Raw genomic sequence first — 16243 nt, forward strand, 5'->3', positions numbered from 1 at the left:
GCGGACCTGCGTGGACAGGGGGCCGCCGCGGTGGTAGCTTTGCCGCGGCAGGCCGGTGGACTGTAGGAAGGCTTTCTTAGCCTGCCGTTAGCCACCCTGCATGGCGCTGCTCACGGCCGGCTAAGAATCCCGCGCTAGGCTTGCGCTGCCCCATTTCCCTCAAGGAGACCCCCGTTGCGCGCATTGCTGGTGGAAGACGACGACATGATCGGGCGCGGCCTCACGCATGCGCTCAAGGGTGCGGGCTGGTCGGTGGACTGGGTGCGCAATGGCGAGCTGGCCCACAGCGCCCTGGCCGACGGCGACTACAGCTGCGTGCTGCTGGACCTGGGCCTGCCCGGGCTGGACGGCACCGAGGTGCTGCGCCGTGCGCGGGCACGCGGCGACCTCACGCCGGTGGTGGTGCTCACGGCGCGCGACGGGGTCGAGGACCGCGTGAACGGGCTCGATACCGGGGCCGACGACTACCTGCTCAAGCCCTTCGAGATGAGCGAGCTGCTGGCGCGCATGCGCGCCGTGGTGCGCCGGCGCAGCGGTGCCGCCCAGTCGCTGCTGGGCAACGGCGCCGTGCAACTGGACCTGGCCACGCGCGAGGTGCTGCAGGATGGTGTGCGCGGCGCCCTTACGGCACGCGAATTCGCCCTGCTGCATGCGCTGCTGGAGCGGCCCGGGGCCATCCTCTCGCGCGAGCAGCTCGAAAACCGCATCTACGGCTGGGGCGAGGAGGTCAGCAGCAATGCCGTGGACGTGCTCATCCACGGCATGCGCCGCAAGCTCGGGCCCGACGCCATCCGCAACGTGCGCGGCCTGGGCTGGCGGGTGGCGGCACCATGACGGGCGCAGCGCCCGAGGCGGCGCCCCGCTGGTACCGCCCGCGCTCGCTGCGCGGGCAGATCGTGCTCTGGCTGGCCCCGTGGGTGCTGGCGGGTGCCGTGGTGGCGGGCGGGGCCTTCTGGGCCAGCTACAGCGCGCTCATCCACACCTTCATGCAGTACCAGATGGAGATACTGGCGCGTTCGCACCTGGCCGGCGGGCCGGTGCGGGCAGGCCCGGCGGAGGCTGCGGCCGAGCCGCTGCCCCCGCTCAGCCGCACCCACATCGTGGAATGGGGTGCCTTCGTCGTGCAGGTCTGGTCGGCCGATGGGCGTTTGCTCGCCACCTCCGGCCCGGACATCAGCGTGCCCCTGCAGGCTGCTCCCGGCCACCAGCGCCTGCGCACCGGCGATGCCTGGGCACCCGGCTGGCGCACCTACACCACGCCGCTGGCCGGCCCCGGGCAGCACCGCGTGCAGGTGCTGCAAAGCGAGCAGTTCCTGCAGGAGGAGGTGGCCGTGCGCACCCTGTACGCCATCGTGCCCCTGGCCTTGCTGGTGCCTGCGCTGCTGTTCACGCTGTGGCGCGTGGTGGGCCGCGCGTCGCGCTCGCTGCGCGCCGTGGCCGACGAGGTGGCCCAGCGCAACGACCGCAGCCTGGGCGCCATCCCCATGGGCCGCGTGCCTGAGGAGATCGTGCCCCTGGTCGGCTCGTTCAATGCCCTGCTCGGGCGGCTGGACGAGGCCTTTGCCGCCCAGCGCCGCTTTGTGCAGGACGCCGCGCACGAGCTGCGCACCCCCATGGCCGCCATGGCGCTGCAGATGGAGAACCTGCAGCCCTTGCTGCCCGCGGGCGAGGCTCAGCAGCAGTTTGCCCAGCTCGATGCCGGCATGCGCCGCGCCCGGCACCTGATCGGCCAGCTGCTGCGGCTCTCGCGCCAGGAGGCGCCGGCCTCCACGGGGCTGGCGGCTGAGCCGGTGGACATCACGGCGCTGCTGCGCGAGAGCGTGGGCCAGCTCATGCCGCTGGCGGACCAGCGGCGCATCGAGGTGGGTTTCAGCGGCACCTGCGCCGTGCAGGTCGAGGCCGTGGCCAGCGACCTGCGCAGCGTGTTCGACAACCTGTTGGACAACGCGCTGCGCTACACGCCCGAAGGCGGCAGCGTCGAGGTGCGCCTGCATGCACTGGGCGAGGGGCCGGTGGTGGACATCGTCGACACCGGGCCCGGTATTCCACCCGAGCTGCTGGAGCGGGTGTTCGACCGCTTCTTTCGCGTGCCTGGTGCCGCGGCCGACGGCAGCGGCCTGGGCCTGGCCATCACCCGGGCGACGGCGCTGCGCCATGGGCTGCGGGTGGAGTTGCGGGCGCGGGACGACGGTGCAACGGGCCTGGTGGCAAGGGTGCACCTTGCTCATGCTGGCGTAAGTGAGGGCTAATGCGGGGCTGAGTCGCGCTTCCTAGAGTGGATGGACTTCCATCCTCCCCAAGGTTTTTGCGATGACGACACGCTTCTTCTCTTCCCCCGCCCTGGCCTGGTCCTGGGCCTTTCTGGCCCTGTCTGCGCTGGCCATCGGCCTGTTTTCGCTGCGCTACGCGCTGCCCGGCATGCCCTTCCCGTCGGACCTGCCCAGCCTGGAGCGCTGGCCAAAGCCCTTTGTCGTGCATGCGGTCAGCGCCTCGCTGGCGCTGATGCTGGGGCCGCTGCAGTTCGTGCCGGCATGGCGCAGCCGGTTTCCCGCGCTGCACCGCTGGGTGGGGCGAGCCTATGTGCTGTCCATCGCGGTCGCCTGGCTGAGCTCGCTCCCCCTGGCATGGGACGCGATGTCAGGGTGGGTGGCGGCCCTGGGCTTCTTCGCACTGGGCGCCGCATGGATCGTGACCACCGGTATGGGCCTGGCGTTCGCCTTGCAGCGGCGCTTTGCCGAGCACCGGCGCTGGATGCTGCGCAGCTTTGCGCTCACGACGGCTGCCATCACGCTGCGCATCTACCTGGGCGCCAGCATGGCAGCCGACATCGACGAAGCGCTGACCTATCCCTTCATCGCCTGGCTGTGCTGGGTGCCCAATGCCCTGGCCGCAGAGTGGTATCTGCGGCGCAAGGATCCAAAGCAGCGCCCCCAGACGCTGCGATTCCAGTAAGGGTCAGCGCACGCGCATGCCCGGCGTGGCGCCCGGCCAGGGGTTGAGCACGTAGATGCCGGGGTTGGCCTTCTCGTCGCCATGGCTGGCGGCCAGCACCATGCCTTCGGAGACGCCGAACTTCATCTTGCGCGGTGCCAGGTTGGCCACCATCACCGTGTGCTTGCCGATCAGGTCGGCTGGCTGGTAGGCGCTGGCGATGCCGCTGAAGACGTTGCGCGTGCGGCCTTCGCCCACGTCCAGCGTCAGGCGCAGCAGCTTGGTCGAGCCTTCGACGGGCTCGCAGTTCACGATCAGCGCGATGCGCAGGTCGATCTTGGTGAAGTCGTCGATGCCGATCGTGGGCGCGAGTTCTTCGCCGCCGGGCGCCGCCACTTCGGGGGCTGCAGCCACGGGCTGGGCGGGCGCTTCGAACAGCGCGTCGAGCTGCTCGGGTGCCACGCGCTGCATCAGGTGCTGGTAGGGGGCGATGGCCTGCACGTCGCCGGCCACGGCCCAGCGCTGCATGTCGCTGCCGACAAAGGCTTCCACCGCACGGGCCAGGCCCGGCAGCACGGGCGCCAGGTAGCGCGTGAGCACGGCAAAGGCGTTGATCAGCACCGAGCACACCTGGTGCAGGGCCTCGTTGTTGGCGGCATCCTTGGCCAGGTCCCAGGGCTTGTTCTGGTCCACGTAGGCGTTGACCTTGTCGGCCAGCAGCATGATCTCGCGCGTGGCCTTGCCGAACTCGCGCGCCTCGTACATCTGCGCCAGGGCGTCGCCCGCGCCGCGGATCTCGGCCAGCAGGGCCGCACCGTCGGTGCCGAACTGCGTGGTCAGCTTGCCGTCGAAGCGCTTGGTCAGGAAGCCCGCCGCACGGCTGGCGATGTTCACGTACTTGCCGATCAGGTCGCTGTTCACGCGCGCCATGAAGTCGTCGGCGTTGAAGTCGATGTCCTCGTTGCGGTTGGACAGCTTGGCCGCCAGGTAGTAGCGCAGCCACTCGGGGTTCATCTTCAGGCCCAGGTACTTGAGCGGGTCCAGCCCGGTGCCGCGGCTCTTGCTCATCTTCTCGCCGTTGTTCACGGTGAGGAAGCCGTGCACGAACACGTTGTCGGGCGTCTTGCGGCCGCTGAAATGCAGCATCGCAGGCCAGAACAGCGTGTGGAAGGTGACGATGTCCTTGCCGATGAAATGGTACTGCTCCAGGGCCGGGTCGGCCATGTAGGCGTCGTAGCTCTCGCCGCGCTTTTCCAGGAGGTTCTTGAGCGAGGCCAGGTAGCCCACCGGCGCATCGAGCCAGACGTAGAAGTACTTGCCCGGTGCATCGGGGATCTCGATGCCGAAGTAGGGTGCGTCGCGCGAGATGTCCCAGTCGCCCAGGCCTTCGCTGATCGTGCCGTCCGGGTTGGTGCGGACGGTGAACCACTCCTTGATCTTGTTGGCCACCTCGGGCTGCAGTTTGCCGTCCTGGGTCCAGCGCTCCAGGAACTCCACGCAGCGCGGGTCCGAGAGCTTGAAGAAGAAGTGCTCCGAGCTCTTGAGCTCGGGCTTCACTCCCGACAGGGCCGAGAACGGGTTGATCAGGTCGGTGGGCGCGTACACCGAGCCGCAGACCTCGCAGTTGTCGCCGTACTGGTCCTTGGCGTGGCACTTGGGGCACTCGCCCTTGATGAAGCGGTCGGGCAGGAACATGTTCTTCTCGGGGTCGAAGAACTGCTCGATGGTGCGGGTCTCGATCAGCGAACCGTCGGCGCGGTCGCGCAGGTCGCGGTAGATCTGGCGTGCCAGCTCGTGGTTTTCCGGGCCGTCGGTGCTGTGCCAGTTGTCGAAGCTGATGTGAAAACCGTCCAGGTACTGCTTGCGGCCGGCCGCGATGTCGGCGACGAACTGCTGGGGCGTCTTGCCGGCCTTCTCGGCCGCGATCATGATGGGTGCGCCGTGCGTGTCGTCGGCACCCACAAAGTTCACCGCGTTGCCCTGCATGCGCTGGAACCGCACCCAGATGTCGGCCTGGATGTATTCCATGATGTGGCCGATATGGAAGTTGCCGTTGGCATACGGCAGGGCGGTGGTGACGAAGAGCTTGCGTGCGGATGACGTCATGGGTCGTACTTTCTCAGGCGGAACCCATGATTTTAGGCGTTTGGAGCGGCCCGCCGCCGGCTGGGGGCAGATGCCACAATGCCAGGCTCAAGAACAACGGGGGAGACGGGCATGGCCAAGATGCGCTGGGGCAGGCTGGGAGGGGGATTGGGGATTGTGGTGCTGGCGGGCGCGGCCTACCTGGCCTGGTGGCCGGTGCCCATCGCGCCGGTGGCCTGGACGGCGCCTGCGGCGCCCGGCTACCAGGGCGTGCATGCCCCCAACCAGCGCCTGGCGGGGCTGCGCATGATCGACCTGAAGGGCGAGATCGGCCCCGAGCACATTGCCCTGGGCCGTGACGGCAGGCTCTACGCCGCCGTGCTGAGCGGCAATATCCTGCGCATGAACCCCGATGGCTCGGACCAGCAGGTGTTCGCCAACACCGGCGGGCGCGTGCTGGGCTTCGACTTCGACGCGGCGGGTCATTTGATCGCGGCCGATGCGGTCAAGGGCCTGCTGTCCATCGCCCCCGATGGCAAGGTGAGCCTGCTCACCGACCAGGTGGGCGCGGGCGACCCCATCCGCTACGCCGATGGCGTGGTGGTGGCGAAAAGCGGCAGGATGTACCTGAGCGATGCCTCCACCCGATTTGCGCCCAAGGACTGGGGCGGCACCTTCGAGGCCAGCGTGCTCGACATCCTGGAGCAGGCCAGCACCGGCCGCGTGCTCGAATACGACCCCGCCACCCGCGTTACGCGCGTGGTGGCCCGCGGCATCAGCTTTGCCAACGGCGTGGCGCTGAGCCAGGACGAAAAGAGCCTGTTCGTCAACGAGACCGGCAAGTACCGGGTGTGGAAGATCGCGGTGGACGCGAATGCCCTGGATATTGGCAACGCACCTGCGGCCGCGCAGGCGCGGGTGTTGCTCGACAACCTGCCCGGCTACCCGGACAACCTGATGCGCGGGCAGGACGGCCGGATCTGGCTGGGTTTTGCCAAGCCACGCGGCGCCGCCATCGACAACATGGCCGGCAAGCCCTGGCTGCGCAGCCTGACGCTGCGCCTGCCGCGTGTGCTGTGGCCGATTCCCCAGCCCTATGGCCATGTGATCGCCTTCACCGACGACGGCCAGGTCGTGGCCGACCTGCAGGACCCGGCGGGCGCCTACCCCGAGACCACGGCCATCACCGAGACGGCGGACCGGCTGTATGTGCAAAGCCTGCATGCCAAGGGCCTGGGCTGGCTGCCCAAGGATGTGCTCAAGGCTCCGTAGGCTCGGTGTCCGTCGTGTGGAATCGGGTCTGCACCTCGGCGCCGGTGTCGGTCCAGCCGAAGAATTTGCAGACCTCGGCGCGCATGGCCAGCGTGTCCTCGCGGCCCAGGGCCATGAGTTCGCGCGTGTAGCCCGACTCGAACAGCAGGTAGCTGGCCAGGGCCGCGCCGCGCACGTCGGCCATGTTGGAGGTGACGCCCAGGGCGCCCAGCATGGCGCGCACGGGCGTGGGCAGGTTGCCCACATGCCGGGCGGCCACGGCGTCCAGGCGCTGCGAGGGGGCGATCACCAAGAGCTCGATGGGGCGCAGGGCGCTCTTGGCGCGCACCTCGGGCGGGATCAGCGAGAGTGTCTGGTTCACGCGCTGCACGCGCTCCACGTCCACCGAGAGTGCATCGAGGAAGATGTTGGACAGCGCATGCCCCGCGATCTGTGCGAGCGAGGGGTAGGTCGGTGTGGGGTTGGCCGAGGCGTCGCCCTTGGGCTCGTGCATGCGGCCGGCGCCCACCACCAGGATGCGCTCGGCTCCGAGGTGGATGGCCGGCGCGATGGGCGCCGACTGGCGCATGGAGCCGTCGCCGAAGAACTCCATGTGGTCGCCCATGCTGATGGCCTTGGCCGGAAACACGAAGGGAATGGCCGAGGAGGCGAGCAGGTGCTCGTGCGTGATGCGGTCGCGCGCCGCCTTGCGCTGCGAGCGCACCCAGGGCTGCAGCGGGGCGTTGGTCTCGAAGAAGGTCACGTGCTCGCCCGAGCTGTAGCTTGACGCCGTGACTGCCAGCGCCGTGAGGTGCCCCTTTTTCAGCAGGCGCGGCAGGCGCACCAGCGGCACCAGCCGCACCAGCAGTTTTTCGAGCGGCGAGTTGTCCAGCAGCGAGCGCGGCCGCATGCGGCGCCAGCGCGCCAGGGCCCAGCCCAGCGACAGCAGCGACAGCCAGCGCGCACCGCTGCGCAGCACGCTCAGCGAGTCGGCGCGGTACACCTGCTGCGCATGGAAATCGCGCCACACGCGGGCGATGCGGCGCACCGCCCGGTCGAAGTTGTCGGCCCCGCAGGCCAGCGCCGCCGCGTTGATGGCACCGGCCGAGGTGCCGGTGATGATGGGAAACGGGTTGGGCTCGTCGCCCGCGCCACAGGCCTGGCGCAGGTCGGCAATGGCTTCGAGCACCCCCACCTGGTAGGCGGCCCGGGCGCCGCCGCCTGTCAGCAGCAGGCCCGTGGCGGGGGCAGAGGGCGGGACGGGGCTGTCGGGTGATTGCATCGGCGGCAAGGCTGTGGATCAGGCCACAGTGTGCTGCGTTGCCCGTGTGCCGCCACTTGGGGAAACCCGCATGGCGACTGGCCTCGGTCAGGCCTTGGTCAGGAGCAGGTTGGCCACGCCCGGGCCTTGCAGCACCGTGATGCCGTTGTCGCGCGCGAAGAGGCGGGCGTTGTCGGAGAGCTGGCCCTGGGTCACCACGTAGATGCCCGTGGCGGCGCCTTCGGCCTGCATGGCGGCATGCAGTTCGCGGATCGGCTCGATGCCATGGGTGGCGGCCTTCCAGCGCCTGGCGCTGACCAGGGTGGCCTGGCCGCCCTTGGCCACGCGCAGGTCCACGGGGCCGGATTTGGGCTTTTCCACCGTGCAGCCATCGCGCACCCAGGCAGCCTCCAGCGCATCGGAAAACTGGCGCCAGGGCATGCTGTTGACGGCACCCAGCATTTCCTCGACCTTGGCCGGGCTCGGCGCCCGGAGCTGGCGCCAGGCCGCGATGCAGCCCACCACGAAGATCGGCAGCGTGCCCACGGCGCCGACATAGGCGTACTCGCGCGGCAGCAGCGCGCCGGCGGCCAGTGCGATCACCCCCACCACCAGGAAGCTGACCCACCAGGGCGAGCGCAGCAGTACGGCGAACAGGGATTTCTCGGCCATCTTGAATTTCACGGGGGGCTTTCGGGAGTCTGTAACAGAGGGGGAAACGCGCATTGTCCCGCACTTACGCGGGGCGGGGCCGAGAGCCTGTTCATAGTCTTTTTGCAGCCGCGTTGGGGCGCAATCGGGATGAGTGGATGCTTCGGATGCGCCGCATGGGCTCATGCCCATGCAAGCAGCCGGGGCGTCCAATCGCCCGATTTCGCCCCAACCCTTCGGGCAAGTGCCTTTTGCCTTCGGCGAAACCTTTGGTTTTCGGGCGGTCTGCGGCGTTGCGGCGCTTGTTGATAGCCGAGCTATCAACTGCGCACCGCGCCTTGCATGCCATCCCGAAAAGGGGCTTGCGCGGCTTCAAAAAGACTATGAACAGGCTCTTAGATAGACTACCCGCCTTACCGGAGTTAATTGATGGCAGTCACCGAACAAGGCCTTCTGGCCGCACTTTCCAGCGTACAAGACCCGCACACGGGCAAGGACTATGTCAGCACGCGTGCGCTGCGCAATGTGCAGATCAGTGGTGGCGACGTGGCCTTCGAGGTGGAACTGGGCTACCCGGCCAAGAGCCTGGTGCCCGAGCTGCGCCGCAGCCTGGTGGCCGCGGCCAAGGGCATGGCCGGGGTGGACAACGTCTCCGTGAACATCACCACCAAGGTGGTGGCCCACGCGGTGCAGCGCGGCGTGCAGCTGCTGCCCCAGGTGAAGAACATCATTGCGGTGGCCTCGGGCAAGGGCGGGGTGGGCAAGAGCACCACGGCCGCCAACCTGGCCCTGGCGCTGGCGGCCGAGGGCGCCAGCGTCGGCGTGCTCGACGCCGACATCTACGGCCCGAGCCAGCCCATGATGCTGGGCATCAGCCGCCGCCCCGAGAGCGAGGACGGCAAGACCATGGAGCCGCTGGAGAACTACGGCGTGCAGGTCATGTCCATTGGCTTCCTGGTCGACCAGGACGAGGCAATGATCTGGCGCGGCCCCATGGCCACGCAGGCGCTGGAGCAGCTGCTGCGCCAGACCAACTGGAAGGACCTCGACTACCTCATCATCGACATGCCGCCCGGTACGGGCGACATCCAGCTCACGCTGTCGCAGCGCGTGCCCATGACGGGCGCGGTGATCGTCACCACGCCGCAGGACATCGCCCTGCTCGACGCCAAGAAGGGCATCAAGATGTTCGAGAAGGTGGGGGTGCCCATCCTGGGCATCGTCGAGAACATGGCCGTGCACGTGTGCAGCAACTGCGGCCATGTGGAGCACATCTTCGGCGCCGATGGCGGCAAGAAGATGGCGGCCGACTACGGCATGGACTACCTGGGCGCGCTGCCGCTGGACATGCAGATCCGCCTGCAGGCCGACAGCGGCAAGCCCACGGTGGTGGCCGACCCCGATGGCGACGTGGCGCAGATCTACAAGAAGGTGGCGCGCACCGTGGCCGTGAAGATCGCCCAGCAGGCCAAGGACTTCTCGTCCAAGTTCCCGACCATCTCGGTCAGCAAGGACACATGAGCGCAGCGTCCCGCGCAGCACGGAGCGGGGCGGGTCTGCGATGAACCTGCTGGCTGCCATGCGCTACCTCGTCTCGCTGGACGAGCACCGCCATTTCGGCCGGGCGGCGCAGGCCTGCCACATCACCCAGCCGGCGCTGTCCAACGCGCTGCGGGCGCTGGAGGAGGAGTTCGGCGTCGTCATCGTGCAGCGCGCGCGCACCTACGTGGGCCTGACCCACGAGGGCGAGGCCGTGCTGGCCACGGCGCAGCGCATGCTGCGCGACAACGAGGTGCTGCGCCAGGAGCTGCGCAGCACCGAAATCGCGCCGCAGGGGCGGCTGCGCATGGCGTCCACGCCCACGGCCGTGCCGATTCTTTCGCGTTTTGCCGCCATGCTGCAGGCGCGCCACCCGGGCATCCTGCCCGTGGTGCTGTCCATGAGCTCGCAGGAGCTCGAACAGCGGCTCGAAGACCTGTCACTGGACCTGGCCGTGGGCTACAGCGAGCGCATGCAGGCCAAGCGCGTGAACCTGCGCTCCTGGCCGCAGTGCAACGAGCACTACTACCTGCTGCGCCGCGCGCGCACGCCCGACCCGGACCGCCTGCGCATCGGCCCCCCCATGCGCTGGAAGGACGCCGGCCAACTGCCGCTGTGCCTGCTCACCCCCGACATGCACAACCGCTTCATCATCGACGAGGCCCTGCGCGAGGCGGGCGCACCCGTGCCGCCGGCCATCGAGACCAATTCGGTGCTCACCCTGGTGCTGTCGGTGCTGTCGGGCGAGGTGTTCAGCGTGCTGCCAGGCGCCATGGTGGCGGCCGCGCGCAGCGAGCGTGGCCTGGAGGCCCTGCCATTGGTCTCGCCCGAGGTGCGCACCCCCATCGGCTTCATGACCCAGCGCGGCCCGCGCGTGTCCCGGGCGCTCGAGGCGGCGCTCGAGCTGCTGGACCTGCCCGAATGGCGTGACCACGTCGCTCAGCACTGTGGAGAGTTGAAGGACTGATCCTCCTTCGAGAGCTTTCCTGCCATCCCTTTGGCTGGGCTGAGACTGATTTCCATTCGCGTCATTCAATTGTTGAATCGCAGCATGTGCCGATTCAATTTGACGCTATCCCTCTCCTGTTCGGACACTCCCGTCCGCGATTGACCGAGGTCAAGAACAACAGCGCTTGCGCACCATCCAAGGAGAGAGAACACATGACAGCTTCATCAGCGGGCGCCGTGCTGGCGCCCGGAGCCATGCCATCCCCCGGGTTCCTCGACAAGGAACGCATCATTGCCGCACCGGGCTTCAACCGGTGGCTGGTGCCGCCGGCCGCCCTGGCCATCCACCTGTGCATCGGCATGGCCTATGGCTTCTCGGTGTTCTGGCTGCCGCTGTCCAAGGCTCTGAGCACGGCCGGCACGGGCGCGGCCTGTGCCAAGGACATGAGCTTCTTCGCCGAGCTGTTCGCCAGCGGCTGCGACTGGCGCGTGGCCACGCTGGGCTGGATGTACACCCTGTTCTTCGTCTTCCTGGGCTGCTCGGCCGCCATCTGGGGCGGCTGGCTGGAGCGTGCCGGCCCGCGCAAGGCCGGCGTGGTCTCGGCCGTGTGCTGGTGCGGCGGCATGCTGCTGTCGGCACTGGGCATCCACCTGCACCAGTTCTGGCTCATGATCCTGGGCTCGGGCGTGATCGGGGGCATCGGGCTGGGGCTTGGGTACATCTCGCCCGTGTCCACGCTGATCAAGTGGTTCCCCGACCGGCGCGGCATGGCCACCGGCATGGCCATCATGGGCTTTGGCGGCGGCGCGATGATCGGCTCGCCCCTGGCCGTGGACCTGATGAAGCACTTTTCCAGCCCCACCGATGTGGGCGTGATGCAGACCTTCGTGGTCATGGCGCTGGTGTACTTCGTGTTCATGATGGCCGGTGCCCTGGGCTACCGCGTGCCGCCCACGGGCTGGAAGCCTGCCGGCTGGACGCCGCCGCCCCCTTCGGCCAATGCCATGATCACCCAGCGCCACGTGCACGTGAAGCGCGTCTGGGGCATCCCCCAGTTCTGGCTGATCTGGATCGTGCTGTGCATGAATGTGAGCGCCGGTATCGGCGTGATCGGCATGGCCTCGCCCATGCTGCAGGAGGTCTTCGGCGGCGGCCTGATCGGCGTGTCGCAGAAGTTCGGCGAGCTCGACAAGACCCAGCTGGCGGCCATCGCGGCCGTGGCGGGCGGCTTCACGGCGCTGCTGTCGCTGTTCAACATCGGCGGCCGCTTCTTCTGGGCCAGCCTGTCCGACAAGTTCGGCCGCAAGATGACCTACGTGATCTTCTTCGTGCTGGGCGGCCTGATGTACGCCAGCATCCCGAGCTCGGCCGGTGCGGGCAGCAAACTCCTGTTCGTGGGCGCCTTCTGCGTGATCCTGTCGATGTACGGCGGCGGCTTCGCCACGGTGCCGGCCTACCTGGCCGACCTGTTCGGCACGCAGTTCGTGGGCGCCATCCATGGCCGCCTGCTGACGGCCTGGGCCACAGCCGGCATCCTGGGCCCGGTGGTCGTGAACTACATGCGTGAATACCAGCTGGGCCTGGGCCTGCCGCGCGAACAGGTGTACAACCAGACCATGTACATCCTCGTGGGCATGCTGGTCATCGGCCTGATCGCCAACCTCATGGTGCGCCCGCTGGCCGACAAGTGGTTCATGAGCGACGAGGAACTGGCGCACGAGAAGAAGCTGGCCCACGAGAAGAGTGTGGCGGCCGAAGTGGGCGGTGGCCCGAGCAGCGGCGGCACGACCAGCCCGGCGCTGGTGGCCTTCGCCTGGCTGGCCGTGGGCCTGCCGCTGATCTGGGGCATCTACAAGACCCTGGTGAGCGCCGCCAAGTTCTTCCAGTAAAGGCATTGGATGGCATGGGGCGGGGCCTGGCGGACCACGCCGCCGCCGCCATGTCCATGCCCCCCGCAGGGCGGGGGGCCGGGAACGCCCGGCGCGTGGCACAGTCCAACCGGAGGCAGCTCCCGCCCAGGAGACCATGATGAAGCAAGAAAAGATCGAGTTCTACAAAGGCCCGGCCGGTGGCTGGGGTGCGCTCAACAGCGTCAAGAATGCGCTGCTGCGCCAGGACATTCCCCTGAAGGGCGCCAAGACACTGCTCTCGGCCAACCAGCCCGATGGTTTCGACTGCCCCGGCTGCGCCTGGCCCGACCGCAACCATGCCTCCACCTTCGAATTCTGCGAGAACGGCGTCAAGGCCGTGGCCGCCGAAGCCACGGCCCGGCGCGCCGGCCCCAGCCTGTTCGCCCAGTACACGGTGGCCGAGCTGGCCGAGCAGAGCGATTTCTGGCTCGAAGACCAGGGCCGGCTGACCCAGCCCATGGTCTACCACGCGCCCAGCGACCAGTACCGCCCGATCGCGTGGGACGATGCCTTCGCGCTGATCGCGCGCCACCTGAACGCGCTGCCCGACCCCAACCAGGCCATCTTCTACACCTCGGGCCGGGCCAGCAACGAGGCCGCCTTTCTGTACCAGCTGTTCGTGCGCCAGTACGGCACGAACAACTTCCCCGACTGCTCCAACATGTGCCACGAGCCCAGCGGCAGCGGCATGCGCCCGCAGATCGGCGTGGGCAAGGGCACGGTGACCCTGCACGACTTCGAGTGCGCCGACGCGATCTTCATCTTCGGCCAGAACCCGGGCACCAACCACCCGCGCATGCTCGGCGAGCTGCGCGAGGCGCACAAGCGCGGCGCGCGCATTGTGAGCTTCAATCCGCTGCGCGAGCGCGGGCTGGAGCGCTTTGCCGATCCGCAGGACAAGCTGGAGATGGCCACCCTGGGCTCCACGCCCATCAGCACGCACTACTTCCAGCTGCGCGTGGGCGGCGACCTGCCGGCCGTCAAGGGCATGATGAAGCATGTGCTGGAGCAGGAGGACGCCCGCGGCGGCGTGCTCGACCACGCCTTCATCGCCGAGCACACCACCGGCTTCGACGCCCTGGCGGCCGACTTGCGCGACGAGTCATGGGGACTGCTGGAGCAGGAGTCGGGCCTGACCGAGGCGCAGATGCGCTCGGCCGCCGACATCTACATCGGCGCCAAGAGCGTGATTGCTTGCTGGGGCATGGGCATCACCCAGCACAAGCACGCGGTGGCCACCATCCAGGGCATCGTCAGCCTGCTCATGATGCGCGGCAACATCGGCAGGGAGGGCGCGGGCCCCTGCCCGGTGCGCGGCCACAGCAACGTGCAGGGCGACCGCACCATGGGCATCTGGGAGAAGCCCCCGGCGGCGCTGCTCGACCGGCTGCGCGACGTGTTCGGCTTCGAGCCGCCGCGCAAGAACGGCGTGGACACGGTGGAGGCCATCCGCCAGATGCTGGACGGCAAGGGCAAGGTGTTCTTCGCCCTGGGCGGCAACTTCGCCGCCGCCACCCCCGACACCTACGAGACCTGGAAGGCGCTGCAGCGCTGCGACCTCACGGTGCACGTGACCACCAAGCTCAACCGCAGCCACATCGTGCACGGCAAGGAGGCGCTGATCCTGCCCTGCCTGGGCCGCACCGAGATCGACGTGCAGGCCGGCGGCCCGCAGGGCGTGACGGTGGAGGACTCGATGAGCATGGTGCACATCTCGGTGGGCATCAACCCGCCTGCCTCCGAGCACCTGCTGTCCGAGCCGGCCATCGTGGCACGGCTCGCCGCGGCCACGCTGGGCGCGCGCAGCAATGTGCCCTGGCTCTGGCTGGTGGAGGACTATGCGCGCATCCGCGACCAGATCGAAAAGGTCTTCCCCGACTTCAAGGACTTCAACCGGCGCGTGGCCGTGCCTGGCGGCTTTCGCCTGCGCAACACGGCCAGCGAGCGCGTCTGGGCCACGGCCTCGGGCAAGGCCAGCTTCCATGCCCATGCCGTGCCGCGTGACACGCCCTCGCACATCGCGCGCGAACGCTACAAGGACGCGGTGGTGTTCACGCTGCTGACCACGCGCTCGCACGACCAGTACAACACCACCATCTATGGCATGGACGACCGCTACCGCGGCGTCTACGGCCAGCGCCGTGTGGTGTTCATCAACGACAAGGACATCCGCGCCCTGGGCATGCAGGATGGCGACTGGGTCGACATCCAGACCGTGTGGAGCGACGGCCAGGAGCGCCGTGCCGAGCGCTTCAAGCTCGTGGCCTACGACATTCCGCGCGGCAACCTCGCGGCCTACTACCCCGAGACGAATCCGCTGGTGCCGCTGTCGGCCGTGGCCGATACGGCGGGCACGCCCACCTCCAAGTCCATCCCGGTGCTGCTGTTGCCGCACGTGCCGGGCGGAGCGGCCCTGGCGGGCGCCGCGGTGGCGGCGCAGGCCGAGGCGCCATGAGCGCAGTGCAGGAAACCCTGGCCTGCGCCATCCTGCGTGCGCTGGCCGAAGAATCGGGCGGCCAGGATGGGGTGGTGGCGCCCGGCGTGTCGCTGCCGCGCCTGGGCAAGCGCCTGGGGCAGGGCGTGAGCGTGCTCCTGCGCGAGCTCACGCTGATGAGCGATGCCGCCGTGGGCGGCCAGCGCGGCCCCGGCTGGGTGCGCGTGGAGCAGGCCGGCGAGCGCTGGGTGGCCCACCTGACCGACGCCGGCCGCGCCGTGGCGCGGGAACTGCCGGCGGCGGGGGAGGAGGCCTCGTGAGCGCGCAGCCGTTCTCCCTGCCCGACGGCGAGGCCGATGTGGCCCTGGAGCTGCCGGCGCTGGCCCAGCGGCCCGTGCGGGTGTTCGGTGAGGCCGGCGTGCCGCAGGACGGGGCCCTGCGCTCCGATACCCTGGCGGCGGAGATTCCCGTGGCGCTGGTGTTCAACGGCGTCTCGCACGCGGTGATGATGGCCACGCCCGAGCACCTCGAAGATTTTGCACTCGGCTTTGCGCTGAGCGAGGGCATCCTCGACCACGCGCAGGACTGCCGCAGCAGCACGCTGCAGCTGGCGGACGCCAGTGCCGCGCACCTGCCGCCCGGCGTGCCGGGGGTCGAGGTGCACCTGGAGATCTCGGCGCGCAGCTTCGAGCGCCTCAAGGACCGGCGCCGCAGCATGGCCGGCCGCACGGGCTGCGGCGTGTGCGGTGTGGAGAGCTTTGCCGCGCTCGACCTGGCGCCCGAGCGCCTGCCAGCGCGCGACTGGATCGGGCGCGTGGACCTGCCCACGGTGCTGAGCGCCTTTGCCGATCTCAAGGCGCTGCAGCCGCACAACGCGCAGTCGGGTTCGCTGCATGCCGCCGGCTGGGCCACGCTGGACGGGCGCCTGGCCCGGGTCTGCGAAGACGTGGGCCGGCACAACGCCCTGGACAAGCTCATCGGCTGGCTGTCGCGCAGCGCTCGCCTGGGCGAGCCCGGCTTTGTTGTGCTCAGCAGCCGGGGCAGCCACGAACTGGTGCGCAAGTGCGCGCGCGTGGGCCTGTCGGCGCTGGCCACCATCTCGGCCCCCACGGCCACCGGCGTGCAGGTGGCCGAGCTCGCAGGCCTGCGTCTGTGGGGCCTGTGCCGCGCGCCGCGTGCGGTGCTGTATGCGCCAGGGGCGCAGGCAGCCGGGTAAAACCCGGGCCCCGCGG

13 protein-coding genes are annotated in these 16243 nt (G+C 69.1%); 10 read left to right on the plus strand and 3 right to left on the minus strand.

Annotated features, from left to right (window positions below; translation table 11 throughout):
• Positions 1-174: 174 nt before the first annotated feature.
• From AC3WOH_RS08685 to AC3WOH_RS08695, 3 genes are all read left to right on the plus strand, one after another.
• Positions 175-834: a response regulator gene (locus tag AC3WOH_RS08685; RefSeq protein WP_492228955.1), complete on the plus strand. Its 660-nt coding sequence runs from the start codon at positions 175-177 to the stop codon at positions 832-834.
• Entirely contained in the window at positions 831-2249 is a 1419-nt protein-coding gene (locus tag AC3WOH_RS08690) for a sensor histidine kinase (RefSeq protein ID WP_492228956.1), read from the plus strand. The genes AC3WOH_RS08685 and AC3WOH_RS08690 overlap by 4 nt, the downstream gene beginning before the upstream one ends.
• A 61-nt stretch (positions 2250-2310) precedes the next feature.
• Complete coding sequence (locus AC3WOH_RS08695) at positions 2311-2952, plus strand: DUF2306 domain-containing protein (protein WP_492228958.1); 642 nt, start codon at positions 2311-2313, stop codon at positions 2950-2952.
• Positions 2953-2955: 3 nt separating this feature from the next.
• On the opposite strand, the gene metG is transcribed toward AC3WOH_RS08695, so the two are convergent.
• Positions 2956-5037 (minus strand): methionine--tRNA ligase, encoded by a 2082-nt coding sequence (metG, locus tag AC3WOH_RS08700; protein ID WP_492228960.1) that lies wholly within the window; start codon positions 5035-5037, stop codon positions 2956-2958.
• Between the two features lie 111 nt (positions 5038-5148).
• On the opposite strand from metG, the gene AC3WOH_RS08705 reads away from it, so the two are divergent.
• Complete coding sequence (locus AC3WOH_RS08705) at positions 5149-6288, plus strand: SMP-30/gluconolactonase/LRE family protein (protein WP_492228961.1); 1140 nt, start codon at positions 5149-5151, stop codon at positions 6286-6288.
• Here AC3WOH_RS08705 and AC3WOH_RS08710 read toward each other — a convergent pair.
• Positions 6275-7549, minus strand: a complete 1275-nt coding sequence (locus tag AC3WOH_RS08710) for a patatin-like phospholipase family protein (protein WP_492228963.1) — start codon at positions 7547-7549, stop codon at positions 6275-6277. The genes AC3WOH_RS08705 and AC3WOH_RS08710 overlap by 14 nt on opposite strands.
• Positions 7550-7636: 87 nt before the next feature.
• Positions 7637-8212, minus strand: coding sequence for a restriction endonuclease (locus AC3WOH_RS08715; protein WP_492228964.1), 576 nt, complete (start codon positions 8210-8212; stop codon positions 7637-7639).
• Positions 8213-8608: 396 nt separating this feature from the next.
• On the opposite strand from AC3WOH_RS08715, the gene apbC reads away from it, so the two are divergent.
• The 6 genes from apbC to fdhD all read left to right on the plus strand — a co-directional run bounded on the left by apbC (position 8609) and on the right by fdhD (position 16227).
• On the plus strand, positions 8609-9700 hold the full coding sequence (gene apbC / locus AC3WOH_RS08720) for an iron-sulfur cluster carrier protein ApbC (protein ID WP_492228965.1): 1092 nt from the start codon (positions 8609-8611) through the stop codon (positions 9698-9700).
• 40 nt (positions 9701-9740) lie between these two features.
• A complete protein-coding gene (locus tag AC3WOH_RS08725; protein WP_492228966.1) occupies positions 9741-10685 on the plus strand; it encodes a LysR substrate-binding domain-containing protein in 945 nt (314 codons plus the stop codon).
• 194 nt (positions 10686-10879) lie between these two features.
• The gene (locus tag AC3WOH_RS08730; protein ID WP_492228968.1) at positions 10880-12556 is read left to right on the plus strand and encodes an OFA family MFS transporter; all 1677 of its coding nucleotides are present in this window, start codon (positions 10880-10882) and stop codon (positions 12554-12556) included.
• Positions 12557-12695: 139 nt separating this feature from the next.
• Complete coding sequence (locus AC3WOH_RS08735; protein ID WP_492229005.1) at positions 12696-15032, plus strand: FdhF/YdeP family oxidoreductase; 2337 nt, start codon at positions 12696-12698, stop codon at positions 15030-15032.
• The gene (locus AC3WOH_RS08740) at positions 15029-15331 is read left to right on the plus strand and encodes a hypothetical protein (RefSeq protein WP_492228969.1); all 303 of its coding nucleotides are present in this window, start codon (positions 15029-15031) and stop codon (positions 15329-15331) included. The genes AC3WOH_RS08735 and AC3WOH_RS08740 overlap by 4 nt, the downstream gene beginning before the upstream one ends.
• Positions 15328-16227: a formate dehydrogenase accessory sulfurtransferase FdhD gene (gene fdhD, locus AC3WOH_RS08745; RefSeq protein ID WP_492228970.1), complete on the plus strand. Its 900-nt coding sequence runs from the start codon at positions 15328-15330 to the stop codon at positions 16225-16227. The genes AC3WOH_RS08740 and fdhD overlap by 4 nt, the downstream gene beginning before the upstream one ends.
• Positions 16228-16243: the final 16 nt, after the last annotated feature.

This window comes from Acidovorax sp. FW305-C-20-28 (assembly GCF_058783375.1).